This window comes from Paenibacillus sp. MAH-35, from assembly GCF_058135425.1.
This window is the reverse complement of record NZ_JBYUPU010000019.1, coordinates 98,522-115,318: the sequence shown is the minus strand read 5'-3', so window position 1 is coordinate 115,318 and position 16,797 is coordinate 98,522. Positions and strand designations below refer to the sequence as shown.

General features: G+C 49.0%; 15 protein-coding genes. 4 read left to right on the top strand and 11 right to left on the bottom strand.

The window, feature by feature from the left end; genetic code table 11:
* Window positions 1-276 precede the first annotated feature (276 nt).
* Entirely contained in the window at window positions 277-1,176 is a 900-nt protein-coding gene (locus AC3Y2E_RS20220; RefSeq protein ID WP_379213506.1) for a helix-turn-helix domain-containing protein, read from the top strand.
* A gap of 276 nt (window positions 1,177-1,452) precedes the next feature.
* Here AC3Y2E_RS20220 and AC3Y2E_RS20215 read toward each other — a convergent pair whose 3' ends face one another.
* From AC3Y2E_RS20215 to AC3Y2E_RS20200, 4 genes are all read right to left on the bottom strand, one after another.
* Window positions 1,453-2,301, bottom strand: a complete 849-nt coding sequence (locus AC3Y2E_RS20215) for a GNAT family N-acetyltransferase (protein WP_379213504.1) — start codon at window positions 2,299-2,301, stop codon at window positions 1,453-1,455.
* Window positions 2,302-2,817: 516 nt separating this feature from the next.
* Window positions 2,818-3,330, bottom strand: a complete 513-nt coding sequence (locus AC3Y2E_RS20210; RefSeq protein ID WP_379213502.1) for a DinB family protein — start codon at window positions 3,328-3,330, stop codon at window positions 2,818-2,820.
* 481 nt (window positions 3,331-3,811) lie between these two features.
* Complete coding sequence (locus tag AC3Y2E_RS20205; RefSeq protein WP_379213500.1) at window positions 3,812-4,735, bottom strand: phosphotransferase family protein; 924 nt, start codon at window positions 4,733-4,735, stop codon at window positions 3,812-3,814.
* A gap of 594 nt (window positions 4,736-5,329) precedes the next feature.
* On the bottom strand, window positions 5,330-6,772 hold the full coding sequence (locus AC3Y2E_RS20200; RefSeq protein WP_379213498.1) for an MFS transporter: 1,443 nt from the start codon (window positions 6,770-6,772) through the stop codon (window positions 5,330-5,332).
* A gap of 1,063 nt (window positions 6,773-7,835) precedes the next feature.
* Between AC3Y2E_RS20200 and AC3Y2E_RS20195 the strand changes: the two genes are divergently transcribed.
* Window positions 7,836-8,363: an RNA polymerase sigma factor gene (locus tag AC3Y2E_RS20195; RefSeq protein ID WP_379213496.1), complete on the top strand. Its 528-nt coding sequence runs from the start codon at window positions 7,836-7,838 to the stop codon at window positions 8,361-8,363.
* Window positions 8,360-9,514: a DUF4179 domain-containing protein gene (locus AC3Y2E_RS20190; protein WP_379213494.1), complete on the top strand. Its 1,155-nt coding sequence runs from the start codon at window positions 8,360-8,362 to the stop codon at window positions 9,512-9,514. The genes AC3Y2E_RS20195 and AC3Y2E_RS20190 overlap by 4 nt, the downstream gene beginning before the upstream one ends.
* A gap of 113 nt (window positions 9,515-9,627) precedes the next feature.
* Here the strand turns inward: AC3Y2E_RS20190 and AC3Y2E_RS20185 are convergent, their stop codons facing one another.
* The 7 genes from AC3Y2E_RS20185 to AC3Y2E_RS20155 form a co-directional block, all read right to left on the bottom strand.
* Entirely contained in the window at window positions 9,628-9,765 is a 138-nt protein-coding gene (locus tag AC3Y2E_RS20185) for a hypothetical protein (protein WP_379213492.1), read from the bottom strand.
* A 174-nt stretch (window positions 9,766-9,939) separates the two neighbouring features.
* Entirely contained in the window at window positions 9,940-10,296 is a 357-nt protein-coding gene (locus tag AC3Y2E_RS20180; RefSeq protein WP_379213490.1) for a 2'-5' RNA ligase family protein, read from the bottom strand.
* 411 nt (window positions 10,297-10,707) lie between these two features.
* Window positions 10,708-10,866 (bottom strand): S-layer homology domain-containing protein, encoded by a 159-nt coding sequence (locus AC3Y2E_RS20175; RefSeq protein WP_379213488.1) that lies wholly within the window; start codon window positions 10,864-10,866, stop codon window positions 10,708-10,710.
* Between the two features lie 25 nt (window positions 10,867-10,891).
* On the bottom strand, window positions 10,892-12,451 hold the full coding sequence (locus tag AC3Y2E_RS20170) for a glycosyl hydrolase family 28-related protein (RefSeq protein WP_379213486.1): 1,560 nt from the start codon (window positions 12,449-12,451) through the stop codon (window positions 10,892-10,894).
* A 13-nt stretch (window positions 12,452-12,464) separates the two neighbouring features.
* Entirely contained in the window at window positions 12,465-13,451 is a 987-nt protein-coding gene (locus AC3Y2E_RS20165) for a hypothetical protein (RefSeq protein ID WP_379213484.1), read from the bottom strand.
* Between the two features lie 146 nt (window positions 13,452-13,597).
* Window positions 13,598-14,899, bottom strand: a complete 1,302-nt coding sequence (locus AC3Y2E_RS20160; protein WP_379213482.1) for an ABC transporter substrate-binding protein — start codon at window positions 14,897-14,899, stop codon at window positions 13,598-13,600.
* A 36-nt stretch (window positions 14,900-14,935) separates the two neighbouring features.
* Window positions 14,936-15,718, bottom strand: a complete 783-nt coding sequence (locus tag AC3Y2E_RS20155; RefSeq protein ID WP_379213480.1) for a M55 family metallopeptidase — start codon at window positions 15,716-15,718, stop codon at window positions 14,936-14,938.
* Window positions 15,719-15,854: 136 nt separating this feature from the next.
* On the opposite strand from AC3Y2E_RS20155, the gene AC3Y2E_RS20150 reads away from it, so the two are divergent.
* Window positions 15,855-16,781, top strand: coding sequence for an AraC family transcriptional regulator (locus tag AC3Y2E_RS20150; RefSeq protein ID WP_379213478.1), 927 nt, complete (start codon window positions 15,855-15,857; stop codon window positions 16,779-16,781).
* Window positions 16,782-16,797: the final 16 nt, after the last annotated feature.

The window sequence follows — 16,797 nt, the reverse complement described above, 5'->3', positions numbered from 1 at the left end:
AGCCATATGCATACCGTCCGTGTTTTTGACCATATTTTCCAATTGATGCGGGAGGCGTTTATGGTAAAATAAGAGCGTAAACGGCAGCTATTCTTGGTGCAGAAACTAGCATTTCGCTTTTTCGAAGCATACCGGGAAGAAAAGCTTTCATTTATTTGAATCCGTTTTCACAATATATGACCCTGCGTAGGCAGCCGCCTTTCTCTGGTTCAGAATCCCCCCAGATCACTTTCAAGAAGTCGAAACACTTCTTCCCGAATAGGACGGAGGCTGCGGATGGATATCGATTTTACCTTTCCGAATATGACCAGCACCTTGCAGATTAGCGGCTGCGGGTTCGGCGTCAAGCCGCCGGGCTGGTCGTATCCGATGCATCATCATCATTTGTTTGAGATTTTGTATTGTTTCAGCGGCGAAGCGGTGCAGCTTATAGGGACGAACGAAATGATGCTGCGCTCCGGAGATTGGATGCTGATCAAATCCGGGGTGCGCCACCGAACGGAAAACCGCTCCGATACACCTTATGCTTTTTTCAACATTCACTTTGACGTGGACGACCCTTCCTTGCGCAAGCGGCTCACCGCCGCCGACAACCGCGCTCTTGTGCACTCCGATGCCGCAGCGGCCGGACTGCCGGAAATCGTCCGACGCGTGGAGCGCCTCATGGCCGCAAAGCTGACGAACGATGCGAACGGCATGTCTGCCCATCGTGCCGCTTTGGCGTTTGACCCGCTGCACAAGCTCGAGCTGCAGGCCGCGATCCTGCTTATCGTTTCGACACTGGCGGAGCACCGCACCCGGCCCGCACCCGAATCCAGCAAGCCGCGCTTTTCCGTCGCCTCGTTGCTGGAGACAGATATGGCGCATGTGATCGAGGAGCGGCTGCGACTCATAGCTGCGACCGATACCGACGATTCCATCGCCCGGATCGCTCATGATCTGCATCTGAGCCGAAGCCAATGTACGAAATTATTTACCAAAGTGTACGGCATCCCGCCGCGCCGCTACCTTAGCGAACTGGTCGTCAGCCGGGCGAAACGGCTGCTCGTGACGACCAATCGTTCGATCGAGACGATCGCACTGGAGCTTGGCTTTCAATCGGTCAGCCACTTTTCCCACCAGTTCCGCCGCTGGACCGGTGTATCCCCTATGCAATATCGGCCGAAGTACGAATGAGCGCTGCTCCGCAGGCAAACGAAAAGAAACGTCGTTCCCGCTTATCGACAAAGCAGGACGACGTCCCATGGCTACTATGGCGTTTGGAGAGCCTGTTCATTTCCTTCACGGCGTTCTTCGTCTTTTCCGCCTCGATCCGTGTTGCATTTGTTCGATACGTCCGTAAAATCGTGCCGGCGCCGCCTTCCATCGTAAACAGCTTGCCTTAGTTGGCGGAGACATGGACCCGTTCGGCCCTGCGCGGAAGTGCGGGCGCTTCGGCAGTAGTACGCAGATTCATAGCGTTTTCCGTACCAGATCCATCGTATACGTTTCTATAAAGCCAAGACTGTCGTACAGATTCCTCGCATAATTCCCGACCACACACCACAAGTTGACACTCGTATGCCCGCGCCGGTAGATCTCGTTGCATAGATACCTCGTAAATGTTCTTCCGATTCCGCGTCCTTGAACATCGGTACGGACGGAAATACTGCTCAGCTCATTACCGGAAATGTGACTATACGCGACGAGCTCCCCGTTGATTTCGTAAACAAAACGGTCTTCCGCCTCTTCCTTCCAGAGTCTGCGTTCCTTAACACTCGGCTGGGCAATGACGGAATCGGGAAAGCGGCCGACACGGACGCGCATGTCATGGAATGCTGCTGCATAAAACGCCTGGCTGGCCGTATAGTCTTCGTCCGTGTACACCCTCGCTGGAATATCCTCCAAGGGAAAGGGCTCGCCGGTCCGCTGCATGTATGCCGATGAAAAATACGGGTCAAACCCAAGCTTTTGCGCAAACGCAAGAGAGGATGGACGATCGGCACGAAAGGAACTCCTGACTTTCTCGGTTCCGCCCGCTCGCAATTCGCTTTCCATATAGTTCATCATAGCCGTGCCGATTCCTTGCCTGCGCAGCCGCGGATCAACAAACACCGTGATGTAGGACTGGGGTGCAGGCTCGTTCATTTGGCCCAGCGCAACAAGCTGATCCCCTATACGTGCGGTAAGAAACCATTTCGGTTCTTTCGCAAGCACACGAAGCATGTCTTCACCCGCGTCGACGTCAAGACTTATTAATTGTCTGACCGCCTGTTCATCCTGTTCCCTAAAGCGCTCATACCGGATCTCTGTTTCATTCATCGGCTTCGGCTCCTCCCTTGTTCAGTTACCTCTCCGTTCTTCTGCTCATATTGCCGAATCGGGGGCCTGGACGAAAACCTACCACTCGTACCACATTTCGAGATCGGCGTCAGCGTATAAAACCTGGTACACCGCAAACAATTCTTTCTCCGCCTGTTCCAATTGGTAGTTTGGCATAAAATCCCCCTATTCCGAGAGAAAACCTATTCTTACAATCACTTTATACGTCCACGGATAAATAGGCGAGATGAAGTATCATTGAAGTTAAACTGTACGAACAGAAAAGCTGCCAGAACTGGGTACGGTTCAGCTTAACGGGTCTATCGGTGAATGATGCGAAGGAACGTGCCGGGGCAGCTTCGGGACTTAAACTCTGCAGATAGCGCCCATGCTGGGCGCACAATCAAAGGCAACCCCGTTCCTTTTTGGATAGAGGTTGCCTTCTTTTATTTGTTACTACTATGAGATTACTTGGCTACAGCTGTCTGGATCGCCGCTGCCTCTTCAATAGATCTCTCATTTGTTTGCGCGGGCTGCACGCATAGCTGCGGTTTCCTCTTCGTTCGGTCCGTAGATGCTGGGAGCTTCAAGTCCCGCTTGACGCATCAGAATCGTCATCTGGCCGCGATGATGGATTTGATGGCGGATCAAAAATTGCAGCACGCCGGCATGTGTCGTATCGATAAAGCCGAACAGTACCAACTTCTCCGGAAGCTTGGCGTCCGTCCATTGCTCCTTCAATGCCGATAAAGCAGTGTCATGAACCTTGCGATAATTCTTGGCGATATCGGCGGCTAAATCGGGTTGCTTCGAAAGGTCCGGACCTTCCATCTTCAGACCTGCCGAATTAAGAAATGCTCCGTAGCTGCCCACCAGATGCCAGGCCAGTTCGCCCACCGTCCGCGGCTGAGCGTCCGAAACGGCTTGCTTCAACGATTCGTCCGTCAGCTTGTCCAACACTTTTAATGTTAGCTCTGCCTCTTGCGTGCAATCTTCCAGAAATGCATTCAGGCTTGTGTACATCATCATCTCTCCTTATAGATTGGAATAAATACGGTGGCCGCAACAACGTGGGTATGTATATAATGTACCAATCCCTTAATGAAGTGTCCACTACATGTAATACATGGATGTCCTGAGTACGTTGGTGACTCGGGGAGCAAAACTAGGTCTTAGACCCTTTAGGCCCTGGATCGCAAGCTAGATGCAGGACGAACGGATTGGGCAGTTTCTTGTGCTTCAATCCCACCAAAATACCCACACATCGTGGCGGCGTAGAAACCAAATCGCCCGCAGCTGGCCAACGTCCAGAGCGCCGCCCGAACTGTCACTCTTTCAATCGTGATATGTCTCCACAAAAAAATACGGCAGCAGACGATTGCAGCTCTCCTGCGCATTCGCTTAACAGGCTGCCGGTTACGCCGGCAGCCCGCTGTCATTAGCTATCTTACCCGTTTCAGTTAATGGACACCTATGTCCACCCTTCAACTCCTCATCCCGTCCCTGTCTCTTACGTCAGGTTCAAAAGAAATTGTCGCGTGCCTAAATAGGCGTCTTTCCATCCCATCTTCGCGTAAAATCGAAGTCCATCGAGTCCCTTGAAATAATAGGCGCCGAGCAACCGCTCCTTGAAATCCGGAATCACCTTGCCGGCCTTCGTTAGATAGTCTTGATACGTCTGAATGACGCCGCTCCTCGGCATATGCCGATCGAGAATGGCAAGGTCCACGAGGCAATCTCCGTACATGCAATTGCCGTCAATGATGCCGGTAATCCGCTTGCCGTCCGACAACATGTTCCACTGGTGAAAATCACCGTGGATAAACCCTCTGTGCGATTCGTTATACGGTACGTAGGCCATCAACCGGTTATAGATTTCTTCGAATACGTCTCTCTCCAGGCAAGACGTGCGATAAAGATCGTGCCAGTTCTCCCAGAACGTTCCCGTCTGATCTTCCGCATTGAATGCAACGACAAAGTCTTTCCACGATTCGTAAGTTCCGTTACCGTCCGGCCTGATCCATCCGTACCCGGTTGTTGATCCGACTTCCACATCGGCCAGACTCGCCAAGATGCCCATAAGCTCCGGCAATTGATGGAGTTGTTCCTCTTCCGTGCAATCCCCTAGATTGCGTCCGGCTATCCGCTCCATGATCACGTAAGCCAATCGGCCGGTGTTCCCTAGCACCGAACATTTCGGAAAAAGGATTCCTTGGCCCGATAGCAAGTCGGAGACGTAACATTCCGTCTCGTATGCGCCGGCCAGATCGCTGAATTTCACACAATAATCTTTACCTTCGTGAACGAATGAAAACACGCTACTCAAATTGCCGCCAGCCAGCGGAGTAAGTTCAGCCACACCCGGTCCAAAATGATTCCGCAGTACTTCCTCAATTTCGCTAATCGTCAAGCTCGGTTTCTCATAGGCAGACATGGTTCCATCCCCCGTTCATGTCATTAAGTTAATCTCGGTCCAGTGGTTCCTCCATCAAATAGGTAGTGGATATAGAAAAGCCGCAGATGAACATTGTTCACCCACGGCTTTTGGACGCAAGAAAGCTGAAACAAAAATAATACATCTTTGTTTCGCACATTCTTACGAAGCAGTGATGATAATGGTGTTCAAGTGAGGTGTGCACGAACGTCTGCAAAGCAAATCAATCCCTACTAGTACTAGTAGGGTGCTTGAATCACGCTCGCACGTTATTAGTTAAATGAATTAACCTTTTACCTCTGTCAAGAACACAGTCATCATCATCACTGCATATATACCACCATTCACTATTTGTTACCATAATAATAGGTTTAAGGAAAGCAGTCAATGCTGCACTCGCAACAAAGCTTGCTGCTATTCGTCTGTAGGCTTCAATAATCGCATGACCACGTTAAGCTTAACAGGCTGCCACAACCCGATGCTGGCAGCCTGCCTGGATCATGAGACTCTGTACCCGCCGTGACAACGGCAGCCATTGTACTGACCGCCGTCTGATCCAGCCAACTATAAGTCTGGCTGCGGACCGGTTGCCATTTACATCGCTGTGGGAGCATTGGATGCCCCTTGTTTAGGAGAATGGATAAACAGTAACGCTAATATCGCACCGGCAAAAGCTACGATGCCGGACCAAAAGAACGCTTGATGAAATCCATCATTTAGAGCTGCAACAGGATCGCCTCCTGTATGGGCGGCTGTCGATGAGGCCGCGATCGCAACCATGATGGCCAGACTGATCGCCGAGCCGATCTGGTAGCTCGTATTAGCAAGCCCCGATGCGAGCCCCGCCTCTTCCGGCTTAACGCCCGACATAGCGGCCATTGTAGCCGGGATGTAGGCAAGGGACATTCCGAGAGCGCCCAGAAGCGAAGCAGGGAGCACATTCACTACGAAATTGCCGTCCGCAGGCGTGTTGCCGGAGAACAGGAGCATCGAACCCCCGAGCGCAATCAATCCTATAACCAAGTTTGCTTTAATACCAAACTTTCCGATCAATTTTCCTGTAATGAATATCATGAAAATGGCAATTAATATCGTCATCGGCAGCAAGCCGACCCCGCCGGCAAAGGCGGAAAACTTCAGTACCTGCTGCATGTAGAGATTGAGGAAGTACCATAGGGGTATCCACCCCCCGGACAGCATGATGAGCGCGATATTGCCGGCTGCCAGGTTTGGCGCTTTAAAGATTCGCAATGGTACAAGCGGTTCTTTTTTTACGGCCTGGATAATCAGGAAGAGGATGAACAAGGCGGCCCCCATAACTAGCGTCCATACGGTGGAAGGCGATCCCCAGCCGTTGTGTTCTGCAGTAACGATGCCGTACACAACCAGTACCAATGCCGCAGTAACGGAAATAGAACCCGCAACATCAATGCTGCCTTCTCTGCGCGTCCCTTTACCCAGAAGTCCGGGGGCTACTAGTAAGGCAATAATCCCGACTGGAACATTGATCAGAAATGTCCATTGCCAACTTAACCACTCGGTAATAACACCCCCGAGGAACACCCCCGCCGATCCGCCCGCAGCTGCTGAAGCCCCCCAGAAGCCCAATGCCTTTCCGAGCTCTCTGGGATTGCCGCTAAACAACATCATGACGATCGTTAGTGCCGAAGGTGCAATCAAGGCGGAACCGAATCCTTGCACGGCGCGGCCGACGTTCAGCGATTCTTCGTTCCAAGCCAGGCCCGCAAGTAAAGAAGCCAGTGTTAATATCAAAAATCCCCACATAAATATACGCCGCTGACCGAAAAGATCGGACAAACGTCCACCCAATAACAGAAGACCGCCAAAGAAAATGACGTAAGCATTAAATATCCATTGCAGGTTTTCCTGCGTGTATCCGAGCGCTTCTTTGATGGCCGGCAACGCCACCCCGATAATGGATGTATCCATAATGACAATGAAATTCGCAAGACATAACAAAGCCAACGCCTTCCAGCGCCTTGGATCGGCTTGCGAAAGAGCTGCTTGAGTCCCCATCGTAAAAACCTCCTCAGATTACGAATCATCCGATTATACCGGAATCCAAAACCAACGCTCGCGACGGCCGTCCAGTGACGAGGTTTTTTTAGACCCAAAATATACCGGAGTTCGATACTTATACTATACCCCCCTACTCTATATTGTCAAGAGTGTTTTACCGTATTTCATAATTAAAATGTGCTCGGCACACAAGGAAAAGCAGTCCGCCCCGGTCGGGACAGACTGCTTTTCCGGAATATTTACAAACTACTAAGATGGACATCCTATTGTGCTGCTCTGTCACGATAAACATACAAGGTAACTGCATTTAGAACGATTGTACCGATGAGCAGGATTGCTGGAACAGATGCGATAACACTTACTGTATCCATAAGAGCAGACCAATCCTTTGCCTTTACGCGCTCATAGAAACTGCAAATCTGGAAAAACAACGAAATGGAACAAGCACTAAGACTCCCCATAGGAAGAGCAACCCAATTTCTAGAGCGCTTATCCCTTCTGGATATACTAATAATTGGAAGTATCCAAGCAATTACTCCAAGCACGAGGCTTCCCAGGTTAAGCCAAGCCGTCATATCGAATCCTCCAATTATTTTAAATTTGTTCTTTCTGTTCGGCTATCCTGCCCTTCGCACAGAGCCTTCTCTCATACGACCAATTATTTCATAAAATTGGAACTTATCAATTGCCTGATAATTAAATGATAACGGAGAGTTACTCCTTATTGAACATTACTGCCCGTTAATAGACTCAGGCTTCATCTATGCACTTCCACCACCTTGCGGTGTGCTAGAGACTTTCACTCCTTAGTCGTTGCGCTGCCAAGCGCACGCGCAACGACGGCAGCCGAACATTTTGGCCGGCTGCCGTCGGGTAACAATTGAACTATCGTACTCCGTTAGCTTAATCATCATCGGCCACTGGAACATATTCTTGGCCTATTTCGGTGTCCTTGAATACGTTATTTTTCCCATGTAACCTTTTAGCTACCTACCCGATCTAATATATACGTAACGTTACGAACCTACTAAAATTTCTAGTCAAGAAAGCAGGTAAACCTTTGCATTTAGATCCTATTGTCGTCAAAGCCAAAGAGGGGGACCCTGAAGCATTCATGCAGTTGATGCAAGAGATAGAGTTACCCTTGTATAGAACTGCAAGGTCCATCGTCAACAATGACGAAGATTGTGCAGATGCCCTGCAGGAGACGATACTTAAAGCCTTTAAGTCTATCCATACACTCAGAGAGCCCGCTTTTTTCAAAACGTGGATCTTCCGAATTCTGATTAATGAATGCAATAAAATGGTCAGAAGCAGCTCAAGAACCCTCCCTTATGGAGAGCTTCCCGACGTCCCTTCCACTTCCAAGGATTATGAGAAAATCGAATTATGGGATGCCGTTCAACATCTTGAGGAGAACCTACGGATTGTCATTCTCCTTCATTACCTACAAGACATGCCGATCAGTCAAATTTCAGACATTCTCGAAATTTCTACGGTAGCCGTGAAAACCCGGCTTCATCGCGCCCGAAAAAAGCTAAAACATTCATCTCAAATCAATCAGGAAAAGGGAGTTGCGACATCGTGAACACTAAGTTAGAAGAACAATTAAAGAACTGCCAAAGCCTACTTCCCGATCAGTTATCTGATATTGCCCGCTCCAAGCTGAATGAGACTTACCAAATCATCAGAGAAACCGATAACTCCATTTCCCCCATTCAGAGAAAGACAAATGTATCAAGAACTTTTAATAAATGGTGGGTTTCCACTTCAGCCGCTTCAATCCTTGGAGTTACACTCATTGTTTCCGGCATTGTATCGCCCGTAATGGCAGATGCACTCAAGCAAATTCCGATTCTAGGACAAATCTATTCATTATGGGGCGAAAAGAACTTAGATCCCGGTCTTCAACAAGCCGAGGATTTCATCACAAACGTAAACCAAAGCGTGACCCATGGCAAGGTGACTATGAATATTCCAACGTTGTTATTTGACGGAACCCGAATTCTGATGAACGTAACCACTCCTGGAAATCGTCTGGATTCGGAGCCCAATTCTCCGCCTTCCAATTCCAACAAAGGGGCGGTGGATACGTTAGAGGTCCTCTATAAAGGCCAACCTCTGAACTCGGGTTACGAATTCATGGACGGTGAGACTGCTTCCAGCCTAATCGTTGATGTTACCAGCACTACTAGCATAAACCAGACTGTCCAGTTCCCTGATCAATTTGACTTGACTGTAAATGTAACGTTAAAGGGTTACGATGTCCCGTTCCAATTCGTTCTGCCTGTTACAAAATCAACGCCCGTTACCGTTCTAACTTCAGAGGAGACCAAGCATCACGATAACATTAACTTGCAGAACATTAAGCTGGAAATCACCCCAATCACAACGCAGTTATCCGTTGAGTACAAAGCCAAACCGGGCCAGAGCATAGAAGAAATGCTCTCTTCTATCCCTTCGAAATACAAGGGTGCTGACGGGGGCGTCATCGCTCTTCAGTATGACATTGTGGATGAACATGGCGTTCAACTGAAACCCATCGGTGCTCACCCCCAAAGCGAATCTTATAATATTCGCTTTGAACCCTTCAAGACTCTACCGAGTACCGTAACCATCAAACCGTACTTAGTCGTATCCGAAGGTCAAGCTCCAGATGGGGCTAAAGGACTGGTGGAACACAAAAATATGGTCAAGGAATATATCCCTGAGCTAGAGACTGTATTTTCGTTGCAATAGTTCATTTGTAAAAAGGACCTTATTATCTAGGATTAAAGGTATGCAAACCTACTAAAGACGAAGCCATAATTGGCTTCGTCTTTTTATTTAATTGACTTAAACCTTTGTCTGGCCTAACTCAAGTCATCTTGTCCTCTAGTGTTTTGATGAATATCTATTCCGCCTTTACTCCCGTTACAAAAGAACGCTTGTAAACCTGCATGCTCTACATATAGACGGTTTCCACGAATATTAATTAATTCGTCAACCATTAAAAACCTCCTTTTAATTACTCTTTATATATACCATAATTTTCTGCTGCGTTGCGCTAAAGTAGCAATAGCTCAATAGGCTGTCGATGATGGCAGCCTGATCATGAAGCTCTCGTACCCGTCGTTAAGTCAACTGGTCTACCCGTTAACGTAGCGATGTAGCTGGAACAACGATCAATTAGCAAGTTGGATATCTTCATAAGACAGGTATTTGTTCGGTTGAATCTCTTTATACACTCGAACAAAAGTCACATCGAATGTTGAGAAAGGAGCTAAGACATTTTTCGCTTGATTCTTCATTTCTTCAATTTCTGAGTCTTCCATTCCGAACAAAGTTTGTCCCAAAGTCAAATGAGGATGGAATCCATCTAACTCATAACGTAATACAAGTTCTGGAGAAGGCGAGACTGCATCCATTAGACACTTGTGGAGATCATATATTTCTTTAGATTCAACGCTGAGAAAAGCCACAGCCGTCCCAAAGGTCTTTGGCTCTGATACGAAAGTTTGAATCTCGGAAATATTGAACATGTGCGTCTAACTTTATCTAGCCAGGCTAAGTCTATGATGAGACCGCTCTGGGCTTTTACTGTGATATGAGGCTCTACGACCTCCCTAAGACCATTGCTGGCCCAACGGTCTCGAAATACAATAACTTGTTGTTTATATTCGTCGGGTAGGACGATGCCTATAAAAAATTGTTGCATTTTACACACCAACCTTCTATTTCCACGGAGGATCTATATTTAATTCTATCATGACTATCATGCCATATGTTGGAATTTACGTATGTATCAAATGAAGCTAATCTGCCCGTTAGCTCGGCCATGTCAGTCTAATACTTTATTTTTTCAGTCTAATACTTTTAGTTGTACCTAGCTTTGCTAGTGCGCGAGAAATAAAAGAGGGCCCCCCAGGTTCTCTTCAGAAGATGATCATCGCTTATTCCACGAATCCGATCTCGCGCAACAACCGCTCCAGCATAACCGCCGCTTGCACGCGCGTCGCCATGTCGGCCGGTGCGAACCGATCCGCGCCCATGCCTTGGATCAAACCTGCGGCAATCAGCACTGTAGCCGATGATTCAACTCCTCCCTCCATTATGGATGCATCTTCCCTTCTACGCTCAGCTCGTTAGGGTAAGTCCTTGGTAGGTCACGTTCGCGGTGGCAACGGTCGTGCTTGCCGCCGTGTCCAATTCAATCGTCGTTTTGCTGTTTTTGATTACTCTGGCGTTTAACGCTGCTCCCCCCTCACCGGCCCCGGCCACCGTTATATTCATTCCTTCCGGCAAGCCCCTGTAGTCCGCATTGACAGTATTCAAAGCCGTCAAAGTAGCACTTCCCGCATTGATAGATGCCGTTACGACCACTCCCGTGTAAAGAGATCCGAAGCCGATTGCAGGCCCACTGACATACCATTCCGGCTTGCCCGACGCATTGCAGATCATATCGCCGAATTTCTGCGTCAAATTATCGGTCGGCGCAGCCGACCACTGTACGGGCAAGTTGCCAGCACCGAGGTACGCGGAGCCGCCTGCAGCCAAATGCTTGATCGCATTGTTCCGCAGTTGCTGCCCTTCCCAGGCGGGATTGTTCAAAAATTTATTGTTCGTCACCCATACATTTTTGACGAGAAACGAGCCTTCGTTCGTCCGTTCTCCGCCTGTCGCAAACGTATAGGCGTTTCCGGCCGAAGTGGTCGTGGCCGTATCGAAGGTGCTCCCGGTTACGATAATGTTCTCGCATTCCACCATGACCATCATGGCGCCGTAAGACCAGCGATAGAACGTGCAGTCTTCGACAAGAACGTTCGTGCAATACTTGACGACCAGCGCGTAGAAACCTTGGATCTCGGTAAACATGCACCGGACGAACGTGAGTCCGTCCACATATTCCGCCCGAACGCCGTCGCGCGATATCGTCGGGTTACCCGAGGTAATGGCGGTGCCGTTGCGGATGGTCAGATCGAAAAACGAGATGTTCGATTTGCGGCTGCCACTCGATCCGAGGATATAAAAAATGCGCGCGGTCAAGCTGCTGTGCTCCCTGATCACCGTAACCGACATGCCGGAGCCTTGCAAAGTCAAATTGGAGGATAACGACAGCGATGTTCCGACCCGGTAGATGCCGGGAGGGAAGTACAAAACTCCCCCGCTCGCCGGTATATGGTCGATCGCCTTTTGAATGGCCGCGGCATCGTCCGTGAGGTCGTCCCCGGCCGCCCCGAACCATTTGACGTTAATAGATTCCGTTTCCACAATCCGCTTGAACCGGGCCCCCGAAGTCGAAACGAGCACCAGACCGGTATTGTCGGGAGCCGTAACGTCCGAGGCATCGTAATAAAAATGGCCCTCATATCCGGCGTCCTTGACGTAATAAATGACGTTCGCATCGGGCAGCGTATTCGCCCGAAGCTGCACATAAGTCGTCACGACCACGCAGCCGACGGCGTTCATCGTATTCATCATCGCCGAATGGGCCCTGACTTTCCCGTATACCGCATTCGCCACCGGGATAGACTGGCCGTACGATTTGGACGCTCCGGCCAATAGCCCGCCTGCGGCGGCCGCCGCGCCTGCCGCTCCGATCGAAGCCAATAAATGTCTTCTGCTCATCCGTTTGCTCAGTGCAAGCGATTCGTCCTCCGGCCGATTCATGGCGTGGTTGTTGGTATCCTCCGACATAGATATCTTCCCTTCATTCGGATTTTTCGAGAACGGTTTCGAAGGCTAACGGAATTTTGCACGCCGCACCCTCATGGATATCATAAACGAAGCCTTTGGCGAAATGTTCCGGATCGGCAAAGCCACGTACCAGCGTAACGTCCCCGATCCCGAAAACGATCCGGTTCCCCTGCCGTTCTTCGACGCGTTCGATCCGGTAGCTACCGTTGCGCTCTCCGTCAGATTCAATGTACAGATAAGAGCCGGTCAAGCAGGCTGTCTCCGCATAGGAGTTATCCAGCTCCACGATAATCATGTTTTCCGTGCCGTGTTCTTTCGTTAAATCGACGACGGTTCCCGTCAAGGCTCCCCGCTCCGTCCGGACCAGGCTGTCCAATATAGTACCGTCATGCAAGTAGCCGTATGTGGGAATCCCGTTCTCTTCGGAGATCATGCCGAAGAAACCTTTGAACGTAAACTTGCCGTCGACGGTATAGGTCGTTTCGGGATCGAGCGAATTAACGATGTAATCAACACGTCCTCCTACCAGCTCCACCCGGATTGCCGCAGCCCCTGTGCCCGAAAAAGGTTTCTCATCAATCGTCAGCGCTGCCGGTCGAATGGATTGGATAAACCGTTCCTTCTTGTACGCCTCGATCACCGAGACAAACTGGCTGTCCGCATCATCCCCGCTCCGACGAACGATGCAATATTTCAAATGAATCGGGTTGCCTGGCTTGTTTCGGGGAGGCTCTCCGTCGGCCAAAGCTACCTCGTCGGCCTCGCCCAGAATGGTTAAGCGCAAGTGGATATCCGAATGCTCGGGCAGTACCTTCCATGTGTCTTGGATGTTCCATTCGACGCTGAACGAGGCTGGCGGATTGTCGTCCCGCTCCACGTCGCGCAAATAATGAAACCCGCTTCCCTTGTAGCCGGCTCCGCCCGGTTGGTCGCACTCCTTCTCACCGAAGGCCATATGGGGGCCCGCATACGTACCGGTCGGCTGACTGATGAGGGCCAATCCCTCCGTCGATACGGTTTCCCCGGCTCCATGAAAGCTGAAATTTGTTGCGGCAACAAGATGGCTTGTGGTTTCAATGTGGAAATCATTATTAATAATAAGAACAGCATTATAGAGCAGAAGAACCCATTGGAAATCACGGATTGTTACTTTGGATTATTTTTTATCAACTGAGCCGCTTCTTCTTCGGCCTTTCTGAGAGCGGTATTGATGTCAAGTTTCTCTAACGCCATTTTTTTCGCAGAATCATTCATCGCTTGAGTAACCTCGACGCGATATTCGGTATAAGGAGGATTAGGTGTTGGAGCTACTCTGAATACAGCTTTAAGATTTTTACCTGCAAAAAGGTTAAGTTCCTTGGCATAGGTTTGTTTGATCTGGACATCTTTTAAGACCGTCATCCAGCTCCCTACCTGATTGACTTTTGCTTGCACCTCATCCTTTAACAATTCGTTAATCACGTAAAATGCAGCATCTTTATGCTTGCTCGTCTTGGAGATCATAAGAACAAGATAATCCACAGGAGCTCCCATTCCAGGGCGTTCCTTATAGACAGGGAAAGAAGTAAGATCCCATTGAAAAGCTGGCGGTTTCGCCAATGCAGTGGCCATTCCCGAGATCCAACCCGGATACACCGCTATATTCCCCTTATCAAAAAAACTGCTGTGGATATACGTATTACCTTTGATATAGCTTGGAATATCAAAAAACTTCTCAAACAGTCGAGCAACCTGGGCATGCGCATCGGATGTGAGGTAAGGCTCGTTTTTGGAGTTTACATAGGGAGCGCCATACTGCTTGAACATATTGACCGCACTCCAGATGGTACCTCCGATGTATTGGATTCCACCCTCGTCTCGCGTCATTTTCTTTGTATAATCTAAGATATCATCCCAGGATAAAACGTTATCAGGATAAGGATAGCCAAACTTATCGAAAAGATCTTTATTATAAATGGTAGCTCCGTAACTCATCCAAAAAGGCATGCCTAAAATAGACCCTTCTTTTTCCAGCTTCCCGCCTATTTCTTTCATTTCCTCTACAATTACAGGTTCAATTCGGGTTAGATCGACATTGAATTGTTTAATCAACGGACTGAGATCAGAGGGAATATCCAGTCTGACCATATCGAGAAGCGATATTCCCGCGGTACTGATCAAATCCGGTTTAACGCCGGAAGCAATTAATTCTTGAAGGTTGCCCTTTACTAACTTCAACTTAATCTCCGGATATTTCGCGCTAATGGCGGGTACTATTACTTGCTCAAATAACACATCCGTAATTCCGCTTCCATGGACAACCAACTCTACGGGACCACCTTTATACCCTGCGGACGAATCCGGGCTACCCGATGACGAATCCGGCTTCTTCCCATTCGACGAACAGCCGCTGAGAAGGATTAACAAACATATCATAAATAGAATGGTATTCTTGAAGTTTATCTTCACTTCTGATCTTCCCCCTGAATTATGAATGGGAACAAATTAAACATTTAAAAACGGCAGTTCCCTGTAATTTGCAGTCTGTAGCTGGATTGTCCGTTCGTCGATAATGGTTGCGTTCGGTTTTTTGGACCATACTTCCAAATCAACCGGTTTGTAATAGCGCGCTTCAAAAACAAAAGGCGGCTGGAATTCTACGAACGGCGGAATTTCGCTCAATCTCTCGATGGCTCGAGCTGCGCCCGCTTCGATGTCGCTGAGCACCTCGTCGGATGGTCTATGTACGGCGGCTTCGAGCCCCTTGCCATACTTGGTTACTACCGTCTCGATCCCGGGTACAAACATCTGCGCTTCCAATGTTGCTTTGTCATCTCCAGCTAGGAAGATGGTAGGGACTCCATTTAAACCTGCCCAATTGGCAAAAGCGCCGAACTCCCCAATGTTCACCCCATTCAAACGGTAATACTGTACACGAACTGACGAAAAGGTATGACGCAGCGGTGCGTTGATTGTCCCTTCCATCGCATGTTGGCCTACATAGAACAAGGCTCTAAACTGTGAGAGAGTATCATGTTGAAACTGCTCATACCTTACATACTCCCCGCCCTCCAGGTCCTTCGGGAAAAGACCTCCGCTGCCGTGTCCATCAATCACGGTTACTTCTGCGTTTGGATGCGCGCTGCGGATACCGGCTATACAAGCATTCGTCTCCCGAGCCAGTTGTTTCATCGCCGGACCCTTGTCGGCATTATCATTCGTACGGGTCTGCTTGAAGGAATCTACGCCGCATACTCCTTCCAAATCTGTCATGATCAGAAATTTCATGGATGTTGCTGCCCCCTTAATAAGTCGTTGTTATACCGCATAACAGATGGTAACATAGATTGAGATTAGGATCGTGACAAATACGGGCTACCCATTGCCAATTTGTAACCCGGTTCAAACCAGGAGGACACCATTCATGTCGAAGATTCTCTTGCCTCAGTATCAGGAGCAGCCTGTTGTCCCGTTTACTAGTGGACAGCTTCCGTTCTATATCGGAATCAGTGGTAGCTCCGGTATCTCATCTGGGGGGGTCAAACCTCACTACCATGCATTTGCAGAGTTTACCTTTGTAATGAGTGGAAGCGGATTCAAGACCATCAATGGACATTCCCATTTAATGAAACCCGGAGCGACCTGTCTTTATCTCCCACATCATGTGCACGAGAGCCAAAATGATCGGCGCAACCCCCCGAAGGTCTATTGCTGCATGTTCGATCTCCAATTGCTGACGAGCTCCGCACTGGAAGATGAATGTCTAAAGACTTTGTATCAGGTAGGTAGTCGCTACCCTTCCTATGTTTACCTGGAAGATAAGTCCTTCACCCGGATGCAGGTTTTGCTGAATGAGTTGCAAAGTGAATTTCTACAGCCTTACGATACGTTTGGAAGAGAAACGAACATTCGATGCAAACTGACCGAAGCCTTGCTGATCTTCTTGCGCAGCCTAGTAGCCGCACAAACCACGGAGCGAGAAGAGCAGATAACGAGAGGAAATTCCGTTTTCTGGGAAATCCTTCGATACATTCATGTTCACTATAAGGAGCCCATCACGAGAGAAATCGTTGCGCAGCATTTTCATCTCAGTTCACCGTATGTCAGCCGCTTGTTCAAAGAATATACCGGAGAGCATTTTTTGCAATTTGTGCATAAACTAAGAATCAAGGCCGCCGCCCATCTATTGGCAATAACAGATACGCCGGTATCCGAGATTGCCTTCGAGGTCGGTTTCGAATCCTTCCGCACATTCGCTCGTGTTTTCCGGGAACTTAAAGGCCAGACTCCGACCGAATATCGCAATGCGCAACGTGAGATGGCATCGGGAACTAGAGTCGCGAAACAATAATTTTAAAAGTATTCTT